17 protein-coding genes are annotated in these 25,923 nt (G+C 44.0%); 8 read left to right on the top strand and 9 right to left on the bottom strand.

Annotated features, from left to right (window positions below; all coding sequences use genetic code 11):
- Positions 1–15 precede the first annotated feature (15 nt).
- Positions 16–987: a metallophosphoesterase gene (locus IR173_RS12840; RefSeq protein WP_237040060.1), complete on the top strand. Its 972-nt coding sequence runs from the start codon at positions 16–18 to the stop codon at positions 985–987.
- Positions 988–1,042: 55 nt separating this feature from the next.
- The gene (locus IR173_RS12845; RefSeq protein WP_237039999.1) at positions 1,043–2,473 is read left to right on the top strand and encodes a methyltransferase RsmF C-terminal domain-like protein; all 1,431 of its coding nucleotides are present in this window, start codon (positions 1,043–1,045) and stop codon (positions 2,471–2,473) included.
- Between the two features lie 16 nt (positions 2,474–2,489).
- Here IR173_RS12845 and IR173_RS12850 read toward each other — a convergent pair whose 3' ends face one another.
- The 4 genes from IR173_RS12850 to mutA form a co-directional block, all read right to left on the bottom strand.
- A complete protein-coding gene (locus IR173_RS12850; RefSeq protein ID WP_237040000.1) occupies positions 2,490–4,628 on the bottom strand; it encodes a DNA topoisomerase 3 in 2,139 nt (712 codons plus the stop codon).
- A gap of 151 nt (positions 4,629–4,779) precedes the next feature.
- Positions 4,780–6,705: an LruC domain-containing protein gene (locus tag IR173_RS12855; RefSeq protein WP_237040001.1), complete on the bottom strand. Its 1,926-nt coding sequence runs from the start codon at positions 6,703–6,705 to the stop codon at positions 4,780–4,782.
- Between the two features lie 197 nt (positions 6,706–6,902).
- Positions 6,903–9,047, bottom strand: coding sequence for a methylmalonyl-CoA mutase (scpA, locus tag IR173_RS12860; protein WP_237040002.1), 2,145 nt, complete (start codon positions 9,045–9,047; stop codon positions 6,903–6,905).
- 8 nt (positions 9,048–9,055) lie between these two features.
- Positions 9,056–10,915 (bottom strand): methylmalonyl-CoA mutase small subunit, encoded by a 1,860-nt coding sequence (gene mutA / locus IR173_RS12865; RefSeq protein WP_237040003.1) that lies wholly within the window; start codon positions 10,913–10,915, stop codon positions 9,056–9,058.
- Between the two features lie 279 nt (positions 10,916–11,194).
- Here mutA and IR173_RS12870 point away from each other — a divergent pair, with 279 nt between their 5' ends.
- From IR173_RS12870 to IR173_RS12890, 5 genes are all read left to right on the top strand, one after another.
- On the top strand, positions 11,195–12,865 hold the full coding sequence (locus IR173_RS12870) for a putative transporter (protein ID WP_237040004.1): 1,671 nt from the start codon (positions 11,195–11,197) through the stop codon (positions 12,863–12,865).
- A gap of 135 nt (positions 12,866–13,000) precedes the next feature.
- Positions 13,001–14,638, top strand: coding sequence for an ABC-F family ATP-binding cassette domain-containing protein (locus IR173_RS12875; protein WP_237040005.1), 1,638 nt, complete (start codon positions 13,001–13,003; stop codon positions 14,636–14,638).
- A gap of 439 nt (positions 14,639–15,077) precedes the next feature.
- The gene (locus IR173_RS12880; RefSeq protein WP_237040006.1) at positions 15,078–15,578 is read left to right on the top strand and encodes an energy transducer TonB; all 501 of its coding nucleotides are present in this window, start codon (positions 15,078–15,080) and stop codon (positions 15,576–15,578) included.
- A gap of 251 nt (positions 15,579–15,829) precedes the next feature.
- A complete protein-coding gene (locus tag IR173_RS12885) occupies positions 15,830–17,341 on the top strand; it encodes a right-handed parallel beta-helix repeat-containing protein (protein ID WP_237040007.1) in 1,512 nt (503 codons plus the stop codon).
- Between the two features lie 643 nt (positions 17,342–17,984).
- On the top strand, positions 17,985–19,166 hold the full coding sequence (locus tag IR173_RS12890; protein ID WP_237040008.1) for a hypothetical protein: 1,182 nt from the start codon (positions 17,985–17,987) through the stop codon (positions 19,164–19,166).
- A gap of 71 nt (positions 19,167–19,237) precedes the next feature.
- Here IR173_RS12890 and rfbB read toward each other — a convergent pair whose 3' ends face one another.
- Together rfbB and IR173_RS12900 are read right to left on the bottom strand one after the other, a co-directional pair.
- A complete protein-coding gene (rfbB, locus tag IR173_RS12895) occupies positions 19,238–20,377 on the bottom strand; it encodes a dTDP-glucose 4,6-dehydratase (protein WP_177797994.1) in 1,140 nt (379 codons plus the stop codon).
- A 61-nt stretch (positions 20,378–20,438) separates the two neighbouring features.
- Positions 20,439–20,930 (bottom strand): metallophosphoesterase family protein, encoded by a 492-nt coding sequence (locus IR173_RS12900; RefSeq protein WP_177797995.1) that lies wholly within the window; start codon positions 20,928–20,930, stop codon positions 20,439–20,441.
- 57 nt (positions 20,931–20,987) lie between these two features.
- Between IR173_RS12900 and IR173_RS12905 the strand changes: the two genes are divergently transcribed.
- A complete protein-coding gene (locus tag IR173_RS12905) occupies positions 20,988–23,057 on the top strand; it encodes an RNA degradosome polyphosphate kinase (RefSeq protein WP_177797996.1) in 2,070 nt (689 codons plus the stop codon).
- Here IR173_RS12905 and IR173_RS12910 read toward each other — a convergent pair.
- The 3 genes from IR173_RS12910 to IR173_RS12920 are packed head-to-tail and all read right to left on the bottom strand — an operon-like array spanning position 23,048 to position 25,907.
- The gene (locus IR173_RS12910) at positions 23,048–24,559 is read right to left on the bottom strand and encodes a radical SAM protein (protein WP_237040009.1); all 1,512 of its coding nucleotides are present in this window, start codon (positions 24,557–24,559) and stop codon (positions 23,048–23,050) included. The genes IR173_RS12905 and IR173_RS12910 overlap by 10 nt on opposite strands.
- A complete protein-coding gene (locus IR173_RS12915; protein ID WP_237040010.1) occupies positions 24,537–24,737 on the bottom strand; it encodes a hypothetical protein in 201 nt (66 codons plus the stop codon). The genes IR173_RS12910 and IR173_RS12915 overlap by 23 nt, the downstream gene beginning before the upstream one ends.
- Positions 24,738–24,764: 27 nt before the next feature.
- Complete coding sequence (locus tag IR173_RS12920) at positions 24,765–25,907, bottom strand: HlyD family secretion protein (protein WP_237040011.1); 1,143 nt, start codon at positions 25,905–25,907, stop codon at positions 24,765–24,767.
- Positions 25,908–25,923: the final 16 nt, after the last annotated feature.

A 25,923-nucleotide genomic window follows, 5' to 3' on the forward strand; every position in this document is an offset into this window, starting at 1 on the left:
ATATAAATGGATAATATGAATATGTTGAAGATGATAGGAAGAATAAAGGAAGTATTGACATGGGTATGGATTGCCGTTATCGGTACGGCTATCTGTGTGAATGTGTGTGCCCAGACTCCGCAGGAGTGGAAGGGACTGGAAAGACAATTGAATTTCTATATGGCAAACGATTTGGGAAGAAACGGTTATTATGACCAGAAACCTATTGCTGAGTTGATGGGCGAAATGGCTGATGTAATCGGCCCCGAATGTGTGTTTGCTGCCGGTGATGTCCATCACTTTGAGGGAGTCCGCAGTGTGAATGATCCGCTTTGGATGACTAACTATGAACTGATTTATAGTCATCCCGAGCTGATGATAGACTGGTTTCCGGTCTTGGGTAATCACGAATACCGTGGGAACACACAGGCTGTATTGGATTATACGAATGTGAGCCGTCGTTGGACAATGCCTGACCGTTATTATACAAAAGTATTTGAAAAGAAGGGAACAAGCGTTCGCTTTGTGATGATAGATACAGCTCCGTTGATTGACAAATACCGCAACGAAAGCACTGTTTATCCGGATGCTTGTAAACAGGATATGGATAAGCAGCTTGCATGGATTGACTCTGTGCTGACTGTTGCCAAAGAAGATTGGATAGTGGTAATCGGTCATCATCCCATCTATGCGGAGACTCCGAAAGACGACAGTGAACGCAGTGATATGCAGAATCGTCTGGACCCTATATTGCGCAAACATAAAGTGGATATTTATGCCTGCGGACATATTCATAACTTCCAGCATATTCGTGTGCCGGGCAGTGATATTGACTACGTGGTGAATACGTCTGCTTCTTTGAGTCGGAAGGTGAAGGCTGTGGAAGGCACACAGTTCTGTAGTCCCGAACCAGGCTTCTCTATCTTCACGGTCGATAAAAAAGAGTTGGATATGCACATGGTCGATAAGGCGGGAAAAGTAGTTTATACGGTAAAACGTACGAAATAGACTTAGCAATATGGGGAAAAAGAGTATATTTGCAGCATAATGTATGCTGATAACAATGAATTTACCATCTGAATTTTCCCTGAGAACCCGTGAATTGCTGGGTGATAACGATTATAGACAATTGGAGGATGCCTTGCAGGGCGAAGCGCCTGTGAGCATCCGTGCCAATAGTGCTAAATGTGATAGAGAGGTTAAAGGAGAGCGAGTTCCCTGGTCTGCTAACGGAATGTATTTGGCGGAACGCCCGACTTTTACGTTCGACCCTTTGTTTCATGCCGGATGCTATTACGTGCAGGAAGCTTCTTCCATGTTTGTGGAACAGGTGTTGAAGACCTATGTCTCGTCTCCGGTAGTGATGCTCGACCTCTGTGCGGCGCCGGGGGGTAAGTCCACTGCTGCACGGGCGGTATTGCCTGAGGGCAGTTTGCTGGTAGCAAACGAAGTGATGCGCAACAGAGTGCAGATTTTAGCCGAGAATCTGATTAAATGGGGAAATGCAGAAGTGGTGGTCACTAATAACAATCCTTCGGACTTTGCTGCCTTGCCGGGGGTGTTTGATGTTGTTCTGACGGATGTGCCTTGTTCGGGTGAGGGGATGTTTCGCAAAGATGCTGTGGCGGTAGAGGAGTGGAGCACAGATAATGTACAGATTTGCTGGCAGCGTCAACGCCGTATCTTGGCAGATGTGTGGACGGCATTGAAGCCGGGGGGACTGCTTATTTACAGTACCTGTACCTATAATAGGGAGGAAGATGAAGATAATGTAGCTTGGATAGTCCGCGAACTGGGAGCTGAGGTGCTGGAGGTACCTGTCCGCCCGGAATGGAATATTACCGGCAACTTGACCGAAGCGGATTTTCCGGTGTATCGCTTTTTACCTCATAAGACAAAAGGAGAAGGTTTCTTTTTGGCTGTACTTCGTAAGGATACCGAAGGGGGAGAAGAGGAAATGACCGGAGATTACCTGAAAGGGCATGCCAGTGGCAGAAAAGATAAAAAGAAGGGGGGAAGAGAGAAACAGCAGGTGATGACCGTTCCTAAAGAAGTAAAAGACTGGTTGCAGCACCCTGAAGACTATCAGTTCGAGGTGAAAGGTACCGGTATTGTTGCTTTTCCCAAAAAACATAGTGAAACGTATGCGCTGTTGCAACAGGCTTTAAAGATTATCCATGCCGGAGTCACATTGGGTGAGTTGAAAGGAAAAGATGTTGTGCCCGACCATTCTTTGGCAATGACTACAGCCATGAGGAAAGGACAGTTTCCACAGGCTGAACTGAGTTATGAACAGGCTGTCGCTTATTTGCGTAAAGAGGCTGTGGCTTTGGCCCCTTCCGTTCCCCGCGGTTATGTATTGCTCACCTACAAAGAGATTCCATTAGGTTTTGCCAAGAATATAGGCAACCGTGCCAACAATCTGTATCCGCAGGAATGGCGTATCCGTAGCGGTTATTTGCCGGATGTGCTTAGTATGGTGTGGGGCGACTGACAATTTCCGATATTTATCAGAACGGTTTGCGAAAGGTGCAGCCGTTCTTCCATTCGGAACACCCATAAGCGGCTTTTCCTTTGATAATCGTTCCTTTTCCACATAGCGGACAAGGTTTACCGACCCATTCATCGGCAGGCGGATTTTCAGGCTTCACTTCCTTGGCGGCTGTTTTCGGTTTGCGGGGAGCACTTACTTTCTTTTTGGTGGCAGGCTTTTTGGCGGCTTCTTCTTTGACAGCTTCTTCCATGGTAGTGACACGGCGGTTGGTATTGTCGCTCAATACGCTGTGCACCACTTCTGCTACCATTTGCTTCAACTCGTCCAGAAAAGTGGAAGCATCATAACTCTTCCGTTCTATCTCGCGCAACTTCTTTTCCCAGATACCTGTCAGCTCTGCCGATTTCAGCAGTTCTTCACGAATCAGTCCGATAAGTTCCATTCCGGTGGGGGTGGCAATCAGGTTTTTGCGTTCTTTTCGGATATAATGACGTTTGAACAAGGTTTCGATAATGGCAGCTCGGGTAGACGGACGTCCGATACCATTCTCTTTTAAGGCATCGCGCAATTCGTCATTATCCACCAGTTTACCGGCAGTTTCCATGGCACGCAGCAAAGTTGCTTCAGTGTAGGGTTTGGGCGGTTGTGTCCATTTCTCATTCAATGTGGGCAGATGAGGGCCGCTTTCACCTTTTACAAAGGTAGGCAGGGTGCGTTCTTCGTCTCCTTCACGCGGTTCGGCATCAGAATCGGTCATACCGTCGGGCAGATTGGTCTGTGGCTTGGCAAAGATGATACGCCAGCCCGGTTCCAATATTTGTTTTCCGGTTACTTTGAACTCTATTCCGTCTGTTTCGCCAATCACAGTGGTGGTAGAAAACTTACAATCGGGATAGAACACGGCAATGAAGCGGCGTGCCACAAGGTCGAACACACGTTTCTCCATATCCGTCAGGTTGACGGGAGGCTGCCCGGTGGGGATGATGGCATGGTGGTCGGTGACTTTTGAATTGTCGAACACCTTCTTTGACTTGTTCAGCTTGGTACCGGCCAGTGGAGCTGTCAGTGTTTCATAAGGTTTCAGCCCCGCCAGAATACCGGGACATTTAGGATAAATATCATCACTCAGGAAAGTAGTATCCACACGGGGGTAGGTAGTTACTTTCTTTTCGTAGAGTGACTGGATAAGTTTTAATGTCTCATCAGCCGAATATCCAAACTTTTTATTACATTCCACCTGTAAAGAAGTCAGGTCAAAGAGACGGGGAGGGGCTTCCGTCCCCGCTTTTTTAGTCACCTCCGTCACGGTAAAAGGAACGTTTTTGATACGTTCCATCAATGCTTCGCCTGTGGGAAGGTCAGTGATAGGAGGTATTCCCCTGTTTTCGACAGCTTTCTTGGTTTTCTTGGCAGATTCTTTTTGGTCACTTTCCTCCTGTGCCAATTCTTCATCGCTTTTTCGGATGATGGCAGTAAAGGTCGTATCACGGTATACAGTGGCAAGTACCCAATACTGTTGGGGAGTGAAGTTTTCAATTTCCTGTTGCCTTTTGACAATCAGAGCAAGGGTGGGTGTTTGCACACGGCCGATAGATAATACCTGTCTGTTTTGCCCATATTTTAAAGTATAGAGACGAGTGGCATTCATTCCCAATACCCAGTCGCCGATGGCACGGCTTAAACCGGCTTCGTACAACGGCTTGAAATCGGATTGGTCTTTCAGGTTTTGGAAACCTTCACGTATGGCCTCTTCGGTCAGTGATGAAATCCACAGACGTTTTACCGGGCAGCGGGCACCGGCTTTTTGCATCACCCATCGCTGAATCAGTTCTCCTTCCTGCCCGGCATCACCACAGTTTATAATTTCATCGGCTTTCTGCATTAAACTTTCGATGACACGGAACTGCTTTTCGATGCCCGGATCATTGATAAGCTTGATTCCGAAACGTGGAGGAATCATCGGAAGGCTGGACAGGCTCCATGCTTTCCATGAAGGAGTGTATTCATGCGGCTCCTTCAGGGTACAGAGATGTCCGAATGTCCAGGTCACCTGGTATCCATTTCCTTCTATGTATCCGTCTTTTTTATTTTTGGCTCCCAATACATCAGCGATATCGCGTGCAACGGAAGGTTTTTCGGCAATGCAAACTATCATAATTTTTCGTTCTGTCTAATAAGACTGCAAAGGTAACAAAAACGGCTGAAAGCAACCCTCTTTTCTCTTTAATTTATGAGAAATTAGAAACTGCTTTCAGCCGTTACCGGTACTTGATATACTATTCTGTTATTCTTTTGTAGGTTTCTCCTTATTCGTTTTTATGAAGATACCAGCCTTTGTTTTGTGCACCGGAAGATTTTACCCATTCTGCAAATCCGGGATATGCCGTAGTGATACGTACTTTTTCTGTCGGAATAGGGAAGTCTTTCACATCCGGTAAATGGATGGCAAAAGGCATATTGTCATTGGATACATAAAACAAATTGTTTTCAGGTTGAGAGGCGTCTTCTCCTGTTCCCCATAGACTGTTGTCGGCTTTATCGGTCGGCGGATAATTGACAAGGTGCACTTCTTTGCCTCTTCCTTGGTCTGTGCTGCAGATGATGAACGGATTATAGGGCGGAATTAGTTTATTATAGTCTGCATTTGCTATTTCTATGGTCACGGTATATGTTTTTCCTATCACATTTTTGATATTGTCAAAGAGGATGACGGTAGGATAGGTCTGTCCGCTTTCCATATTGTCGTTGCCGATGAATGTAGAACGTTCGGGACCCTCGATATTGACACTTTTGACATCTGTATAGGTAATATTGGTCAATTGGTAGCCAAAGCCGTTATTATAGATGCCTCCGTTGTGGCGAGGAGTGAATTTATCGATAATCTTGGTGATTTTATTGTTTCCTAGTGTCTTGTAGATAGTCGATTCATAGTCTACCATAACATCATTCATGTCATAGTCACCTTCTTCCGGCCATTTATCTTCATAGGTAAGTGTACCGACAGTGGTTTGTGCATTATCATCGGGAGTTGGAGCGTTTCCATCCGGTAAATCGGGAATTGTATTTTTTTCCACTGCATCCTTTTGTTCAATGTCAAGATAGAATGTAGCATCGGAGAAATTGTTATCATCCTTGTCTTCAAAACCGATAGTAACTATTTGTGCAGAGGCCTTATCCAGCAAGGAGATTGTTCGCTTTTGTTTTGGCTCGTTTAAATTAGTACTTGAATATTTATTAGACTTCCAGCCGCTTTTATCGGGATTACTAATTGAACCGTTGCTAAATCCACTGGGCTGAAGGAAGAATCCAATAGCCACTCCTGCCGGAAATTCATCTTGGAATTGTGTTCCGTCCCAATATTTTAATGCTACTTGGTCACAAGGAAATACAGAGGCATTTTGGGTTGCCGTTATGTTGGGGAATGCAATAATCTTTGTTATTTTGTTTCCTTCGGGAACTTCATCTTTGGGGTAAGTATAATATCCCATTACATTCTTAAGGCTAGCTCCACTATTCACAAATACCAATTTTATTTTGGTGGCCTTTGCCAAGATAATATCCGACTTTACATTGTTATCAAGGAATTCCGGGTGCACTACAGATATGTATTTACTTTTCACTGTAGAGTATGTTTCTTTTATATTATAGAGTATATAGTCAGGCGTATTTGCTTTGGGAAGCAAATAATCCGGTTTCCCACTTTTATCCCAATCCCCTAATATCTTATATTCATCAGGGTATTTAAATTGGTTGTTGGGAGTCACAGCCCTCGCCCCGCCTCTGCGTGATGCGATATAGTCATTTTGATTGAAACTGATACTTTTCTCTTTGATTGTCAGTTCGATGGGGGACACCGTTCCCAGATAATCGGAATATAACCATACTTTGTCGGCTCTGGCCGGGATAGTAACACTGCCAGTGAATCGGCCTGAATTATCCGTTGAGGCTTTAAAAAGTCCTTTTATGTCCTCTCTTTTAATAATGGAACCATCCTCCAGTTCTTCTGTGGGATTTTCATCAAAGAGTTCAAAAAGTACGAGATAGTCATTGAAACCATAATCAATGTTCACTTTAATGGTTTGCATTGTGTTGAAGTCAAAGTAGTCCTCCACGGAAGGTTTTTCCGGTTCAGGAGTCGGTTCGGGTGTACCGTTTAGGCTGTTTTTGTCCATGCAACTATATAACACGAACAGCGTTGCTGTAATCAGCACGCATTTTGTAAAGTCCTTCATATCATTTAAAGATGTTAATTGGGCAAATATAATCAAAAAACATTGATAATGAAGAAAATATGGCGATAAATGCTTAATAATGGGGATTATTTTATCTTGAAAGATGGTTATCGGGAAAAGAATGTGGTGTAGAGAGCATATAAAAGGCGAACCTGTTCAAAGTTCGCCTTTTATAAATTAATGTATAAAGAAGACTTTTACTCTTCCAGCAATATTTCCATAATCTGTACGGCTGCTTTGGCTACGGAAGTACCCGGGCCGAAGATAGCTGCCACACCTGCTTTATAGAGGAAGTCGTAGTCTTGGGCAGGAATTACACCTCCGGCAATGACCAGAATATCTTCACGACCCAATTTCTTCAACTCTTCCATCAGTTGCGGAATCAAAGTCTTGTGTCCGGCAGCCAGTGATGAAACGCCCACTGCATGAACGTCGTTTTCCACCGCTTCACGGGCAGCTTCGGCAGGAGTCTGGAACAACGGTCCCATATCTACGTCGAAACCACAGTCTGCATAACCAGTAGCCACTACTTTAGCACCGCGGTCGTGTCCATCCTGACCCATCTTGGCAACCATGATACGCGGACGGCGACCTTCTTTCTTTGCAAATTCTTCGGTCAGTTCGCAAGCTTTTGCGAAATCTGCATCTTTTTTACTTTCTGATGAATACACGCCTGATATAGTTCTAATTACTGCTTTATAACGTCCTACAATCTTTTCGCAAGCATCCGAAATTTCGCCTAAGGTAGCGCGGACGCGGGCTGCTTCTACTGCCAGTTCCAGCAAATTGCCTTCTTTGGTTTCGACGCAATGGGTAATAGCATCCAATGCTTTCTTCACTTCTTCTTCGTTGCGGCCCTCTTTCAGACGTTTCAAGTTCTCAATCTGTTCCAATCGAACAGCCGTATTATCTACTTCGAGGATATCGATAGGATCTTCTTTTTCCAGGCGATACTTGTTGGTGCCGACGATGGTCTGTGCACCGGAGTCGATACGGGCTTGAGTACGTGCGGCAGCTTCTTCGATACGCATCTTAGGCACGCCGGTTTCAATCGCTTTCGCCATACCGCCCAGGCTTTCGATTTCCTGAATATGTTCCCAAGCCTTATGAGCCAGTTCATTTGTCAGAGATTCTACATAATAAGAACCTCCCCATGGGTCGACGTTCTTGCATACGTAAGTCTCTTCCTGAATATAAATCTGAGTATTACGTGCAATACGTGCAGAGAAGTCTGTCGGAAGAGCGATGGCTTCGTCCAATGCGTTGGTGTGCAGTGACTGAGTGTGTCCCAATGCGGCTGCCATTGCTTCGATACAGGTACGGCCTACATTGTTGAACGGATCTTGTTCGGTCAGTGACCAGCCCGAAGTCTGCGAGTGAGTACGCAATGCCAGTGATTTCGGGTTCTTCGGGTTGAACTGTTTTACAAGCTTTGCCCACAACATACGTGCGGCACGCATCTTGGCAATTTCCATAAAGTGATTCATACCGATAGCCCAGAAGAATGACAGACGCGGAGCAAAAGCATCGATGTCGATACCTGCTGCAACACCCGCACGGAGATATTCCAAACCGTCGGCCAAGGTATAAGCCAACTCGATATCTGCCGTTGCACCGGCTTCCTGCATGTGATAGCCGGAGATGGAGATTGAATTGAACTTAGGCATCTTTTGAGAGGTATATTCAAAGATGTCGGAGATAATCTTCATAGAGAAGGCAGGCGGGTAAATATAGGTGTTACGCACCATGAACTCTTTCAAAATATCGTTCTGGATAGTTCCTGCCATTTCTTCGAGTTTTGCTCCCTGCTCCAAACCGGCATTGATATAGAATGCCATGATAGGAAGTACGGCGCCATTCATTGTCATGGAGACAGACATTTTGTTCAAGGGGATACCGTCGAACAATACTTTCATGTTTTCCAGAGAACAGATGGATACACCTGCTTTACCTACATCGCCTACTACACGCTGGTGGTCGGGGTCATAGCCACGGTGGGTCGGGAGGTCGAATGCAACCGACAGACCTTTCTGACCTGAGGCCAGATTGCGGCGATAGAATGCGTTACTTTCTTCTGCGGTAGAGAATCCGGCATACTGGCGGATTGTCCAAGGGCGGAACGTGTACATCATGGAGTATGGGCCACGGAGATAGGGAGGAATACCTGCGGTATAGTTCAAGTGTTCCATGCCTTCCAGGTCTTCTTTCGTATAAACAGGCTTCACACTGATGTGTTCCGGTGTCTTCCAGTCGGCGGTAATGCCGTTGGCTTTTTGCCATTCCATGCCGTTCTGCGGCTGGAATCCGGCATAAATATCTATGTTTTTAAAATTCGGTTTCATTGTCTTCCTTACTTAATTCCTAACTTAGCGTTGTATTCTTTCAAAGTTTCCAATACGTTTACACGTACATGGATAAAGTTCTCGATGCCTTCGGCTTTCAGGTCTTCCATGCAAGCCGGAGCACCTGCTACGATAAACATGGCGCGTCCGTTGAGTGCTTTGAATGCCGGAACAGCATATTCTGCATATTCGTCATCGCTCGAGCAAATCACGACGATATCGGCACCCGCCTTCATCGCAGCTTCTACACCTTCTTCTACAGTGGGGAAGCCCAAGTTGTCAATCACTTCATAGCCTGCACAAGCCAGGAAGTTACAAGAGAACTGTGCACGTGCCTGACGCATAGCCAGGTTGCCGATGGTGAGCATAAATGCTTTCGGACGTTTGCCTGAACGTTCGGTTTGCAGGCGAAGTGCTTCAAATTCGCTGGCGGCACGGTTGAAGTTCAGTGTTGCGACAGGTCTTTCGCAACTGTTTCCGGAGCAACAGCATTGTGCTTCGACCGGATTCTTTTCGCCTGCCTTTTCGTTGAAGTTAGGGAATTGGTTGGTGCCGAGCAATACTTCCTTGCGTTTGGAAACTGCATCATGGCGGGCCTTGTTGCTAGCATTGATAGCTTCCTGCACCTTGCCTGCTTTGACAGCTTCCAGCATACCGCCTTCTTCTTCTACATTGAGGAACAAGTCCCATGCTTGCTTGGCAATGGAAACAGTCAGGTTTTCAATGAAATATGAGCCGGCAGCCGGGTCGACCACCTTATTAAAATGACATTCTTCTTTCAACAGTAACTGTTGGTTGCGCGCAATGCGTTCCGAGAAGTCATCAGGAGTCTTGTAAGTTTTGTCAAACGGAGTGACAGTAATAGAATCCACACCTGCCAAGGCTGCACTCATTGTTTCTGTCTGTGTGCGGAGCAAGTTTACATGAGCGTCAAACAGAGTGAGGTTGAATGTAGATGTCTCTGCATGGGCAATCATCTTGCAGGCACATTCGCATTCGGGTTTATATTCGTTCACGATGTTGGCCCATAACATACGTCCTGCGCGGAATTTGGCGATTTCGAGGAAGTAATTGGAGCTGATACCGAAATTGAACTTGATTCTTTTTGCAGCCGATGTAGCCGGAACTCCTGCCTCTACCAGTTTGTTCAGATATTCATTACCCCACGCCAATGCATATCCCAACTCTTGTGAAATATAAGATCCTGCATTGTTTAACTCTACTGCATTAACGCAGATGCAACGATACTTGGGCAATGGAGCCAGAACGTCGACCAATTCTTTGGCAGTGGCGGCGAAATTGCTCAGGTCTTTGCCTTTTGCCATCATCTTGCCCATCGGGTCATAGTTGACAGAACCTTGCAGCTGGGTCAGGTCATAACCTTTCTTCTGGAAATATTCCACCAACAATTTTGCCAGTTCCACGGTATGTCCCTGACAAGTAGAGAAGTTCAGTTCTACGCACTCGGCGCAAATATCGTTCAGCAATGTTTCAATGTATTCGGCATTCAAGTCTTTTGCATTAATCTTGAAACCAAGAGAGTCGACACCTTTATTCAGGATGTCAAGTGCTTTGGCATTTGCTTCTTTCGGGCATTCCACATGGATATCTTGACGCACTAACCAAGTGTTGTCGTCCTTCTTCGTACCTCTCACATAAGGGAACTGTCCGGGCAGTCCTTCTGTTGTTTTTAAACCTTCCAAGTCTTCCTGACGGTAGAAAGGTTTCACTTTAAAGCCTTCATTGGTTCTCCAAACCAGTTTCTTTTCAAAGTCAGCGCCTTTCAGGTCTGCTGTAATCTTTTCCATCCACGCCTCCGTAGAGACGCCGGGAAAATCTGAAAAGAGTTTCTCTTTACTATCTGCCATAGTTTATTTGGTATTAATATTTAAGTTAGTAATAATCCTGTTCAAGTGTTCGGGCAAATATACTAATTCCTTTTAAATAGATTCTCTTTTTTACTTATTTTCGCAGCAAGCAACTGTTTATTTCTGTCATTTTGTTAAGGAAAGAAGTAGGTAACTATGAGGTTTGCTATGTAGATATTGCAAAATAAACCATGCAAGTGAAATAATTATGCCCGGATTATTGGGCTGAGTGGAATGAATTTGCTAATTTTGCGGCAATTTTTAAAACACATGAATATTATGGATTGGTTACAAAATCTATTTACTGATGAAAACTCGATTGCACACATAGTGCTGCTGTATTCTTTTGTGATAGCAGTGGGTGTGTTACTCGGAAAGATTAAGATTTTCGGAGTGTCACTGGGTGTAACCTTCGTCTTGTTTACCGGCATTGTCTGTGGACACTTCGGTTTTACGGGAAACACGCAGATTTTGACATTCTTGCAAGACTTCGGACTTATTCTGTTCGTCTTTTGCATTGGTCTTCAGGTAGGACCGTCTTTTTTCTCTTCTTTCAAGAAGGGTGGTATCGCCATGAACTTGATAGCGATTGGCATTGTTTTTTTAAATGTAGCTGTTGCTCTCGGCTTGTATTACGGACTGAACGGACGTATCGAATTGCCTATGATGGTGGGTATTCTTTGCGGTGCGGTGACGAATACTCCCGGACTTGGTGCCGCCAACGAAGCTTTGTCGCAACTGAGTTATAACGGTCCGCAGATAGCGATGGGATATGCTTGTGCTTATCCGCTTGGTGTGCTGGGTATTATCGGCTCCATCATTGCCATTCGCTACATTTGCCGTGTCAATCTGAAGAAAGAAGAGGAGGCTATTGCCCAGGAAGAGGCGGCCAATCCTCATCTGACCCCCAGAATGATGCATCTTGAAGTGCATAATGAGGCATTGTCGGGAAAGACCTTGCTTCAGGTGAAAGACTTTATGGGACGTGACTTTGTATGTTCGCGTATTCTTCAAAACGGACATGTGAGCATTCCGAACCGTGATACTGTTTTCCACATCGGCGACCAGCTGTTTGTGGTTTGTGCCGAAGATGATGCCGAAGCTATCATTGCGTTCATTGGTCCGAAGATTGAAGTAGACTGGGAAAAGCAGGATACTCCGATGGTATCGCGCCGTATTTTGATTACACAGCCCAAAATGAATGGCAAGCAGCTTGGTGAGCTTCATTTCAGCAGTATGTATGGAGTGAATGTGACCCGTGTGAATCGTTCGGGTATGGATATCTTTGCTTCACGAAACCTGACGCTTCAGGTGGGCGACCGTGTCATGGTGGTAGGTGCACAGGATGCCGTAGAGCGCGTTGCCGGTCTGATGGGTAACTCGTTGAAACGTCTTGACCACCCTAATATCGTGACTATATTCGTAGGTATCTTCCTTGGAATCCTGTTCGGCAGTCTGCCCATTGCATTCCCCGGCATTCCTACTCCGGTGAAATTGGGTCTTGCCGGCGGTCCGTTGATTGTATCTATTTTGATTGGACGCTTCGGATATAAGATGAAGTTGGTCACTTACACCACGATGAGTGCCAATCTGATGTTGCGTGAAATCGGTATCGCCCTGTTCCTTGCCAGTGTAGGCATCAAGGCGGGAGCCAATTTTGTGAGCACGGTGGTAGACGGTGACGGATTATTGTATGTAGGTTGCGGATTTTTGATAACTGTCATACCTTTATTGATAATGGGTGCCGTAGCTCGTTTCCATTATAAGATGAACTATTTTATGCTGATGGGTCTTATTGCAGGTAGTAACACCGACCCCCCTGCATTGGCTTACTCCAATCAGACAGCAGGAAACAATGCTCCGGCAGTAGGATATTCTACCGTTTATCCGGTGTCTATGTTCCTTCGCATTCTGACAGCCCAGTTATTGATATTGATATTGGCTTCATAACTTTTAGTGAGTGAGAATTTAGTCGGGCACGGATTACGCGGAAAAACACGGTTCTTCTTTTTACGGACAGACTGTGGACTCCGTGTCATCCGTGCCTGATTTGCTTTATTATAATAACAAAGAAAAAGGATAAATATGATTTCAGTAGATGGATTGACCGTCGAGTTTGGCGGAACCACCTTATTTAGTGACATTTCTTTCCAGATAAACGAGAAAGACCGCATCGCCCTGATGGGAAAGAATGGTGCCGGCAAGTCTACCTTGTTGAAGATATTGGCGGGAGTCCGCCAGCCTTCCCGCGGAAAAGTGACTGCCCCCAAGGATTGTGTCGTCGCTTACCTTCCACAGCACTTGATGACGGAAGACGGCCGCACAGTATTCGAGGAGGCTTCTCAGGCCTTTGCCCATCTTCATGCCATGGAAGCGGAGATTGAAGCCATTAATAACGAATTGGCTGTGCGCACCGATTACGAGAGTGATTCTTATATGGAACTTATCGAGAAAGTTTCTACCATGAGCGAGAAGTTTTATGCCATCGACCTTACCCATTTTGAGGAAGATGTGGAAAAAGCGTTGCTCGGGTTGGGATTCACACGCGAAGACTTCAACCGTCAGACCAGTGATTTCAGTGGCGGATGGCGTATGCGCATCGAGCTGGCAAAACTGCTTCTGCAGAATCCTGATGTCCTTCTTCTTGACGAGCCGACCAATCATCTTGATATCGAGTCTATACAATGGTTGGAAGATTTTCTGATAACAAGTGCAAAGGCTGTCATTGTCATCAGCCACGACCGTAAGTTTGTGGATAACATCACTACACGCACCATCGAAGTGACCATGGGACGTATCTATGACTATAAAGTGAACTATTCGCAATATCTTGTCCTTCGTAAAGAGCGCCGCGAGCAGCAGATGAAACAATACGAAGAGCAGCAGAAAATGATTCAGGAGACAAAGGACTTTATCGAACGCTTCAAAGGAACTTATAGCAAGACATTGCAAGTGCAGAGCCGTGTCAAGATGCTCGAAAAGCTGGAGCTGGTGGAAGTGGATGAGGAAGACACTTCGGCACTTCGCCTTAAGTTTCCTCCATCGCCCCGAAGTGGAAATTATCCGGTTATCATGGACAGGGTGGGCAAGACGTATGGCGACCATGTGGTGTTCAGCAATGCTTCCCTCACCATCGAGCGTGGCGATAAAGTAGCTTTTGTGGGAAAGAACGGCGAGGGTAAATCTACGTTGGTGAAATGTATCATGAAGGAAATAGACCACGAGGGAACGCTCACGCTGGGGCATAATGTTCAGATTGGCTATTTTGCACAAAATCAGGCTTCGCTGCTGGATGAAAACCTGACCGTCTTCCAAACCATCGATGATGTGGCAAAAGGCGATATCCGTAATAAGATTCGTGACTTGCTGGGAGCTTTCATGTTTGGTGGTCCTGAGGCCTCGATGAAGAAAGTCAAGGTACTTTCGGGAGGTGAACGCACTCGTCTGGCGATGATAAAGTTACTTCTTGAACCGGTCAATCTGCTGATTCTCGATGAGCCTACCAATCACCTTGACATGAAGACAAAAGATATCTTGAAACAGGCTTTGCTTGATTTTGACGGTACGCTTATCGTGGTATCCCATGACCGTGACTTCCTTGATGGGCTGGTGAGCAAGGTGTATGAATTCGGCAATAAGAAAGTGAGAGAGCATCTTTGCGGTATCTATGAATTCCTGGAAACAAAGAAGATGGAAAGCTTGCAAGAGCTTGAAAAGAAATAATATAAAAGTCACATTGTATCGCCTCCTGCTGCTTAACCGCGGCCAAAGGGAAGATTAAGCCCTTTCTTGCTGTCGGCTAAGGGCTTTTAAACGGAAGATTACTACAGTCTTCGGCAGCGGACTGTACAGTCCACCGTAGCAGATTGTACAGTCTCCGGCAGTGGACTGTATAATCCACCGTAGCAGACTGTACAGTCCATTGCCGGAGACTATAGTACTTCGACTGACAAAAAGGGTTAATCTAAAGGATGAGAATGCTTATAACGGCTAATGAAAGGTTTTATTCGTAAAAAAACGGCAGTCGTTTATTTGCACAACTATTCTACTGGTGCAATGGCGCTTTTTGCTTTCTTCTTTACAATAGTACCTTTTTTTATGGCGCCTGCTGAGTCTTACGGAATAGAACATAGTTTGGCTGGCTCTTATCTCCAAAATATAAGTGTTGTACCTTGTATTCTGGTTTTTCCTTTCGGACTATATTTTGTCTGATAATGCCGAAACGGAAACTTCCGAAGAACAGAGTAGTATATCGTATGTGGAGGAAGAAGACGATGCAACAGCGGGGAAAGCTCCTTCGCAAGCCGAACTTGAGACAGAACTGTATAAAGAGGTGGAAACCCCCGATAAAATATACGACAATGTAGAGGTGATGCCCGAATATCCCGGTGGATACATAGCAATGGTGCGTTATATCACACAAAATATGAAATATCCTATGGCTGCGCAGAAAAATGGTACACAAGGAAAAGTCGTTGTAGGATTTGTGGTGGATAGGGATGGCAGTATCATCAATGCACATGTGTTGATAGGGCTTGATTCTGTTTTGGATGAAGAAGCTCTTCGGATTATTAAGTCAATGCCCCGATGGACGCCGGGAAAATTGAATGGTAACCCTGTCAGGGTGAATTATAAGATTCCGATTACTTTCAAATTATCATAGAAAGATAGCTTTTTATCTATGAATTATGATTATTTTGGTTAACTTTGTCTGTTTCCATGCGGTCAATCGCTTTTCGAGAATAGCAAGAAACAGGGTCGACACGACTTTGTGCAGATAGCACAGGAACGTTTCACCACAGATTATCCATACCGAGCAGTAATGAATTAAAATTTCATTCCTGTAAATCTGTGGTGAATGCCAATCTGACCGGCCTCTAGAATAGAATGATTAACCTTTAAAATACGGAAGAAATGGGAAAAACAATATTCTTCTTTGTAATTTCTTTCCTGCTGGCAGCATGTAGCGGGGAGCCTGTGTGCTATTATTTGGATGCCACCGGAGGTAATGACAATAATAGCGGCCTGTCGCCGAACAAAGCATGGAAAAGTCTGGATAAATTGCGTGAAGTTACCTTGTTGCCCAATAATAAGGTATTATTGAAGCGTGGTGACGTTTTTATTGGCGAATTGGAAATATCTGCTCAAGGCTTGCCCGAAAACCGTATTTGGATAGATGCTTATGGTGACGGAGAGCGTAAACCCTGCATCGTAGGGCGCGACACTTCCCTGTATGCAGTCCGTATATATAATTCGGATTACGTGACCCTGCAAAATCTGGAAATAGTGAATACCGGGTCTCAACCTCTTCCTTACCGTTCGGGTTTGAAAATAGAGAGTATGGATTATGGAGTTTCTCGGCATATTGAGGTTCGTGACGTAACCGTGCGTGATGTCAACGGCTCATTGGTGAAAGGAAAAGGCGGTGGTTGTGGCATCTATATCGTGAACGGAGGTAAAAAGAAGGTTTCAACCTTCGACCATTTAATCATAGAAGGTTGCCATATCTTGCGTTGCACCCGTAATGCCATGATTTGGTCGGCTTATAGTGACCGTCAGAATTGGCATCCTAATATGCACACCGTGATACGTGGAAACTTAATAGAAGAAGTGCCGGGTGACGGAATCGTGCCTATCGGTTGTGATAGTACTCTGATAGAATATAATGTGATGCGTAACTGTCCCGATATGCTTCCCGATACTGAAGCGGCTGCCGGCATCTGGCCTTGGAGTTGCGACAATACGTTGGTGCAGTTCAATGAAGTCAGCGACCATAAAGCCCCATGGGATGCGCAGGGCTTTGATTCGGACTGGAACTGTACGGGAACGGTTATTCAGTATAATTACAGCCATGATAACTATGGCGGTTTGGTGCTGATATGCAATGACGGCACAGCATCCAAATCTTTCAATGTTGGCAATTTGGGAACAATTGTCCGTTATAATGTAAGTATAGGGGATGGGGTGCGCCCCAAACCCACCCGGGCCGGTATGTTTTCACCGGCTATCCATCTTGCCGGGCCTGTAAAGAACAGTCGTATTACTCATAACATCATTCATGTGAACCGCAAGCCGATGGAAAATATAGACCGTACTATGGTTACATTGGATTCGTGGGGCGGCTATCCCGACAGCACTTTCTTTGATGGGAATATCTTCTATACTCCCGAAGTCAGCCGGTTTACAACTACCGAGTCCACTCATAATTTCTTCAGAGGGAATTACTATTTGGGGAAATTCAAGAATTTGCCCGAGGACAGTGAGATGCGTCAGGCCTCGGAGATTTATCGTGATAAGGTGGTGAGCGTGGACGAGAATGGTTATCGGGGATTGGCTTTGCTGATGGATACTTTGGAGGTAGCCGGTACAAAAGGTGTTTTTGTGAACAAAGAAAAGGTGAAGACTTTTCTATTGTTGGGAAGGTGAAGAGGTGTAAAAAGGACAACGCTCTTGTCTGGTTTCTGAGGATGTGTCAAAACGTGGATAATGCTGTCGTTTCGTTCGTAGGGGCGAGGTTCGCTCGCCCGAAAACAGTTTGCTTTGTGTCTTCGGGCAGGCAAACCCTGCCCCTACAGCTGACGATGGGATAGGCTGGCTTAGTTTTGACACACTCACTCGATTGAACAGAGTATTTTCCGCCCTCAAATAAAGTAGTTTCACACCGTATGAAACACACCGCACGTGTGCATGCGGGAGAAAGAAGCAAAGGAGGCTTTTATCGATTTGTATAGGGGAAAATGCACAAAGTGATGCGCTTTTTGGCAAAAGCGAGAGATGTGCTCTCACCTTTCGGCTCATCTCTCACCCCTATCTCTCACCCCTGAAAACCTTTATATATCGAACTTTTAGGGGGATGGGTGAGAGGGTGAGAGATAAAAATGAATAATTACTTTGAAAGCTGAAGAGATATAATTTTTCCAATTATAAAAAGAAAGATTGTGTTTATGAAGCATGAATAGTTTTTTTGCTATCTTTGTCTGTCTCCATGCAGTCAATCGCTTTTCGAGATATCAAGGAATGAAGGAAAAACCTTAAATAGAATAAAATGAGGAAGCAATCTTTTTGTTGGATGGCAATAGCTGTACTATTGTGTTCATGCGGCGGTAAAACGACTCGCCAGGAAGTGGAGGATGAAATCATTTCGCCTCGTATGATTGATTTGTCAGAGGTGAGATATTCGGATACTCCGCAGTTGTTATCTGCCTTTGTCGACAGTATCGAGTATATTCGAATATCAGATACTCTGTTGATACCTGATTTGCGGAAAGTGCATCTGGCAGAAGATGCTAAAGGGAATGTGTACTTGGACTTCGATAAAATATATAAATATACTGCTGACGGGCGGTTCGTCCAGTCTTTATTCAAGATAGGAGAGGGGCCCGGTGAAGTGAATGCCAAATATGAACCCGGTATTTATAATATGTGTGAGCATACTGTTTGGGTGCAGAAATATGGAGAGCAATATAGTAAATATACGTTAGACGGTGAGTTTGTAGGAAGCATGAATCGTAAAACAGGGATAACTAATTTTAATCTGCTTGCCTGTTGGAATAATGGTGAACTCTTTCGTTATGAAAGCGATATGAATCCTCAGAAAGGAGATGTCGTAAACTTGGACAGCGCTTACTTTTTCAAGGTGAGAGATAAAAATGGGAAAATAGTTTATCAGCTTCCCAATTATCATTTTGATATAAAGGCTACCTCGCCGGGGCATGGTACTATCCTTACGTTGGGAGGGCCTATCGATTATGGGGAAATAAGTAAATCGCTTTTCTGGGTGAAGCCGATTCATGTAGATACCGTTTATTGTACAACGGATTGGACAGACGTCCGCCCTTATTATATCATACGGAAAAACAATAAGGCGGCAGATTATGAATGGTATGTGCGGATGCAGGTGGGGGACCTCACGCGGGAGGATGCCGGAAAGGAACAGCTGGCGAGTGTCTGTGCATTTCAGTCGGGAATGTTGTTTGGATACTTATTTGACAGACAACAGTTCGGAGTGGGATTTTGTCAGGCAAACGGTAAGGCCGGAGCGGTCTCTAAAGTCTTTAAGAATGATGTCGACGGGTATTGTCCGTCGCTTGATATGTGGCAGGCTATGGGATATAAGATGCTCTACCCCAGGAATGGCTATTTGTATCTGTTGGTTGATGCTTTCAAGTTCTTTGAAGAAGGAGCGAAGTCTCCTTTTGCCGACCTGACGGAAGATAGTAATCCGGTGTTGGTCAAGCTGAAGTTAAAATAATCAGAAAGCGGTGACTGCAGATATTCAATGTATCGTGTATCTGCTGTCACCGCTTCCGGTCTATTGGTGTATTATCTGTTTTTATACATCCTTTCGTAATACTTCTGATAGTCACCGCTGGTTACATCTTCCACCCAAGCTTGGTTCTCCAGATACCATTGGATGGTTTTCACGATGCCCACTTCAAATTTTGTTTCAGGATACCAGCCCAGTTCCTTTGTAATCTTTTCGGGGTCGATGGCATAACGCTGGTCATGTCCCAAACGGTCTTTGACGAACGTAATCAGTGATTCGTTTATCCAGTCAATGCTGATTTCGCCGTTCTCTTTCCGTTCCTTCTTTTTTAATACCTTGCGATATTCCGGATTTTCGGTCATCATTTGATGGATAGTGGCGATGGTAAGCTTGACTATTTCTATATTTTGCTTTTCATTGTGTCCGCCTACATTGTAAACTTCTCCGTTGCGTCCTTGGCGTACCACCAAATCGATGGCTTTGCAATGGTCTTCCACATACAGCCAGTCACGCACGTTGCTGCCGTCACCGTAAACGGGAAGCTTCTTGCCTTCCAGAATATTCTTGATGATAAGCGGAATCAGTTTCTCGGGAAAATGGTAAGGGCCGTAGTTGTTGGAACAACGGGTGATGGTGACAGGCATTTTGTATGTATCACGATATGCCATCACAATCATGTCGGCACTTGTCTTTGAGGCACTGTAAGGGCTGTGAGGGCAAAGAGGTGTCTCTTCTGTAAAGAAACCTTCGGCTCCCAGGCTGCCATATACTTCGTCGGTAGACACCTGATGATAGCGTACGTCTTTGCGCCAAGTGGGATAACCGTATTCGTCTTTACCGGTCACCCATGCACGGCGGGCGGCATCCAGCAGGTTTTGTGTGCCGAGGATGTTGGTCTGTAAAAACAGTTGCGGGTTCTCAATGCTGCGGTCCACGTGGCTCTCGGCGGCAAAGTTCACCACATAATCAAACTTATATTCAGCAAAGAGCTGGTCGGCAAGTGCTTGGTCGCAGATATCTCCTTTTACAAAGAAGCAACGTTCATTATCAATGTCAGACGCGATGGTTCCCAGATTTCCGGCGTAGGTCAGGGCGTCAAGGACAACGACCTTGATATCGTCATGCTTGGCCAAAATGTACTTTAAATAGTTGGCGCCGATGAATCCGGCAGCTCCTGTAACGAGATAAGTCTTCATATTTCTTAGTTTTTACTGTTTTAGTGGTGCAAAGTTCGGAAAGATTTTCTTACTATCCAACTTATTCTGCCAATTCTATTACTTCTAAATCTTTAAATTCTCCTTGGTCTATTACAAAACGCACTAATGTGCGAACGGTGTGGAAACCCGATTTGCCGGCTGCTCCCGGATTGATGTGCAGCAGGCCGAGGGTCTTGTCATATTTCACCTTCAGAATGTGGGAGTGTCCGCTGATGAATAACTTTGGCGGCCTTACAAACAGGCTGCCGCGGATGGATGGGTCGTAATTGCCCGGATAACCGCCGATGTGCTTCATCAGTACTTCTGCACCGTCGACAGTAAAACGATTTATCTGCGGATAAAGTTTACGGATTTCTTGTCCGTCGATATTGCCGTATACGGCACGAAAGGGTCGGAAGGCCGCTAAGCGTTCGGCAACTTCCACTGAGCCGATGTCGCCTGCATGCCAAATCTCGTCACATTCCTCAAAGTATTTTAAATATTTATCGTCCCAATATGAATGAGTATCCGATAATAATCCAATTCTAGTCATCGTTTGTTTGTTTATTATCAACAAAGGTACTATATTTGACACAAATCTTAGCATAATATGGAGAGCAAATATCATTATTTTAAACGTGATATCAGTTGGTTATCATTTAATCATCGGGTATTGCTGGAAGCCGATGATGATTCCCTTCCGTTGTATGAGCGAATAAATTTTGTTTCGATATATTCTTCCAATCTCGAAGAGTTCTATAAAATACGTGTGGCAGAGCATAAGGCAATTGCATCGGGCGGCCATAGTGATGATGTTACTCAGGAAGAGGCAAAACATCTTATTCATCAGATTACCGAGGTGGTGAATGAGCAGATGGAGGACCGTATTCGTATTTATGAACGTAAGTTGATTCCCGCTTTGCGTGAGCAGCAGCATGTGGTGTTTTATCAGAGTAAGCAGGAAGTGGAACCCGTGCATACGGAGTTTATCAGGAATTTCTTTAAGGAGGAGATTTTTCCTTATCTGCAACCTGTGCCTGTGTGCAAGAACCGTATTAAGACTTTTTTACGTGATAACCGCCTTTATCTTTCGGTGCGTGTCATCCGTCGTGACACCGGCGAGAAGGAATACTATATCATTAAATTGCCTTATAGTAAAGTGCCCCGTTTCATCGAGCTTCCCCGAGTGGGTGATTATTTCTATCTGATGTATATGGAGGATATCATCAAGGCAAATATCGACCGTATGTTTCCCGGCTATGAGTTGGACTGCAGTTATTGTTGCAAGATTTCGCGTGATGCCGATATTTTTGTCGACGATGCCGAAAGTGCTGAAAAGATGGTGGAGCAACTGAAAAAGAAGGTGAAGAAGCGCAAGATAGGGGCGGTATGTCGTTTTGTGTATGACCGCAAGATGCCTGCCGACTATCTGGAATTCCTTGTGGATGCGTTTGGCATCAACCGTGATGAGTTGGTTCCGGGTGACAAGCATCTTAATCTTGAAGACTTGTCGCATTTGCCCAATCCTAATCGTGACAGTGAGGCGCCGGTCAAGCCGGTACCTATGAAACTGAATTATCTGGATGAAAAAGAATCCATCTTCCGATATGTCAATAAGCGTGATTTGCTGTTGCATTTCCCCTATCATTCGTTCGACCATTTTATCCATTTCCTTTACGAAGCGGTGCATGACCCTTCCTGCAAGGAGATTATGATTACCCAATACCGGGTGGCAGAAAACTCGGAGGTCATCAATACGCTGATAGCTGCTGCACAGAACGGCAAGCAAGTGACTGTCTTTGTGGAGCTGAAGGCACGTTTTGATGAAGAAAACAATTTGGCTACGGCCGAGCTGATGGAGAAAGCGGGGATACACATTATATATAGTATCCCGGGATTGAAAGTGCATGCAAAGGTGGCATTGGTGCTCCGTCGCAACAAGGAAGGAAAGCAAGTGCGCAGCTATGCTTATATCAGTACGGGTAATTTCAATGAGAAAACGGCAACGGTATATGCCGATTCGGGCTTGTTTACTTCGAATGAAGTAATTGTCAATGACTTGCATACACTTTTCCGTGTGTTGCGTAAGGAGGTGACTGAACCGAAATTCAAACGTCTGCTGGTGGCACGGTTCAACCTGCTGCCGGAGTTGCGCAGACGGATTGGTTATGAAATAAATATGGCAAAAGCCGGGAAGGAGGCACATATCATTCTGAAAATGAACGCGCTGCAAGACCCGGCTATGATTGGTGAACTTTATAAGGCGAGTGAAGCGGGTGTAAAGATTGATTTGATAGTCCGCGGCATCTGTTGTTTGATACCCAATCAAGCATACAGCAAGAACATCCGCATCACCCGCATTGTAGACAGTTTCTTGGAACATGCCCGTATCTGGTACTTCCTGAACGGTGGAAAACCGCTTCTTTTCATGGGCTCGCCAGACTGGATGAGGCGTAATCTGTATCGACGGATAGAGGCGGTGACTCCTGTCATGGACGGAGGGTTGAAACAGGAGATGATTGATATGCTTCATATCCAGTTGAGGGATAACCAAAAGGCAGGATGGGTGGACGAGAACTTAAAGAATGTGCTGAAAAAGAATCCGAATGAAGAACCGGTGCGCGCCCAATATGCATTTTATGAGTATCTGAAGGAGAAGAATGAGCGTAATCAGTCATAACTTAATGGATTCTTCATTTGTGGCGCATAGCGACAGCGTGGGTCTGGAAAATCCCAACAGTCGTTTCCATAAGCTTTGATGATATCGCTCCAACAACGGTTCTGATAGTTGTAGCAATCTTCAAAAAAACTGCATGTTTTGCAATGGCTTTGTTCTCTTATGTCCTGACGTGATAGAGAACAGAGGTGTATAGCTTGAGGCGAGTTCCATGCTTCTATCAAGCTTTGTGTGGTTACATCACCGATAATGAAGTGTGGATTCCAATATAACTGTTCACAGATTGTTACTTTTCCATCAGGCAATATAAACATGTGAGTAGTTAGTGCAGAGCATTCGCTTCCTTTAAAATAACGGCTTCCACCCCAAGTGTTTAGATATTCTTTTTCTAATGGAGTATAGCCTAAGATAATAGGGAATGGGGCGTTAGCAATAAGTGGATACAATCCTTTGAAGGTTTCAATAATCTGTGTTTTAGATGCTTTCAACTTTGAGAAATCTTTATATGCTTTATTTGTTGAATTGCTTGCAGGTATAATACGCCAATTCTTGATATGTTTTAACGTAGAGAGTTTGTGTAATAGCTCAGTCAAGGTCATAATATTGCAATTATATCGGGTAAGCACAGATGAAAGTTGATAGTTAAAACCGCTGTTGTCTAATAGCTTTAGACCGATAAACACCTCTTCTATGTACTGCTTGTTTACCCCTACTGAAGCTTTTAATATTTCAGAATTGTAAGCATCTAATGAAAATTGTATTATTCCTTGATAATTTGTCTCTTTTAGATCTTGTAATAGTTTATCTGTCGCAGGCATTTTGGTTGATATGTATTCTGGGGCGATATTCCGTTTCACTAGTTCTTTTAGAATAATTTTCCAGTCTTTATGCAGGAATATTTCACCACCAATCAAATTAACTTGTTGTACTTGCATATTTGAGGCTTCTTTTATCAGTTCTATGATGCGCGAGGTGGTAAGAGGTGATTTAATAAATGTTGATGTATCGGCATAGCAGTATTTACAATGAGTGACACATTTGTTTGTTAACATAAATGTAACTAAAAGAGGCCCTGAGTAAAGCTTTCTGGTAGTGAGGTCTAGTTTTTCCCAGGCAAAAGATTGGATATTTAACTGATCAAAGTGCAAATCTTTACCAGCTTTTTCAGCCTCAATCAATACTCTCTTAGGAAAATAAATTTCTCCTTGTTGCGAAGAAGTGTAAATAGGTGTCGGATTATTAATGTATCCCGACACCCATTTTGTTATTTCTTCCGTACTCCGACCGAAAAAATCACATAGTAAGGTAAGTGTTCTTTCCCAAGGTCTGTTGTGGGTGAAGAAGCTTAACATAATAGCTTGCAAAGGATGAATAAGAGTATGCCAATTCCTAGAGCAATCACTGTTTACTCTATTGCTGGAAAATAATACAACTCTATGTGTATCATGTCTTAAATGATAGTGTGGGTTTAGCACATATACTTCATTCAATTTGGGCTTTGTCATTTTCTGTTTCTGTTGTATTTGTAAATCCACCTATATAACATCCCAGTCCACAATTGGGTACATCTTTGTCATCTACTCCTCCTTGTACATCCATTAGCTCATTTAGATCCAATGCTTGTTCTTCGTCAGAATATTGAGTATATTCCGCTTTGGGTTCATTCGTTTTTTCTTTTTTCATAATCATTCTTTTTTGTAGATTCAATTTTTATGCACGTTTGAATAGTTCATATATAGGTGCGAATATGCGGTTAAGTATGCTCCTGCTTGAAGTTATGATTTCTGCTTTACCCGACATGTCTATTTCATATTTTATTTCTTTTTGACTAGTTGTTCTCAAGCCTTTCGGAAAGTCAACTTCCACTGCATAGCTTTTATTATAAGGAACATAAGATATTGATGCTACTCTTCCATGAAGTACACCATAGGAATGAATGGGGTATTTATTCAGTTCTATGTTGACGTTGTCTCCTATGTCAATTTCTGCGACTTCATCTTGCGACAACTTGATATGTCCTAATGGATTTCCTTGTTGTTTTGATATAACCGTACATAACGTGTCTCCTTCATTTACCCGATTGCTCATGCCCCAACTTTTTCCCCATATTACTGTTCCGCCATTTTTACTTTTTATTAAATATTTTTCATCCCATGTCTTTAGGCTGTTTACCATGTTCTCATAGGCTAATTCCAACATCTGCCGATTTTTCCCAATTTCCATTTTGTGATTTATTTCTATCTCAAATAATTCACGTTTTGCTTTCAATACAGATAAAGGATCTACCTGTTCCATATTTTCCAATATATTTAACTCTTTATTCAAATACTTTTTCTTCTGTGGATATAGATCAAATTCTTGATATAGCAAACAAGTACGTACTGCTTGGGTAAATGCTTCATAAGCGGGAGACATTTCTCCCATAATTAAGTCGAATGGATAATTTTGAAGGTATTTGATATCATTGGTTCGATAGTACCATTCGATATTGGTTAATACCTTGCAGAATCTTTTCACATCCTTTAGCAAAGCTGTATTTTTCAATATGCCCAACGTATCATTTCGCTTCACTTGCGATTGATTTTCTACAAAGAACCGGTCTATCATGCCTGATTGATTAGCTGTAATCCATTCTACGTTACCTATATCATCAATCGTAATTATCTTTTTTATCGTGTCTGGATATTTAAACAAGGCACTTCCGGCAATGAGAAATAGAATAAGACCGTATACAATGTAACTTCCTGTGTGAATCAACCACTGAGGCATCTCTCCTAGCATATCATTATTCTCTCGGCTATATATTTCCACCTTTTCGGTATCTTTGCTGTCGGGCTTATAGATTTCTTCCATAACTGTTTATACTTAA

This window comes from Phocaeicola faecalis, from assembly GCF_021730445.1.
GTDB classification, from domain to species: domain Bacteria; phylum Bacteroidota; class Bacteroidia; order Bacteroidales; family Bacteroidaceae; genus Phocaeicola; species Phocaeicola faecalis.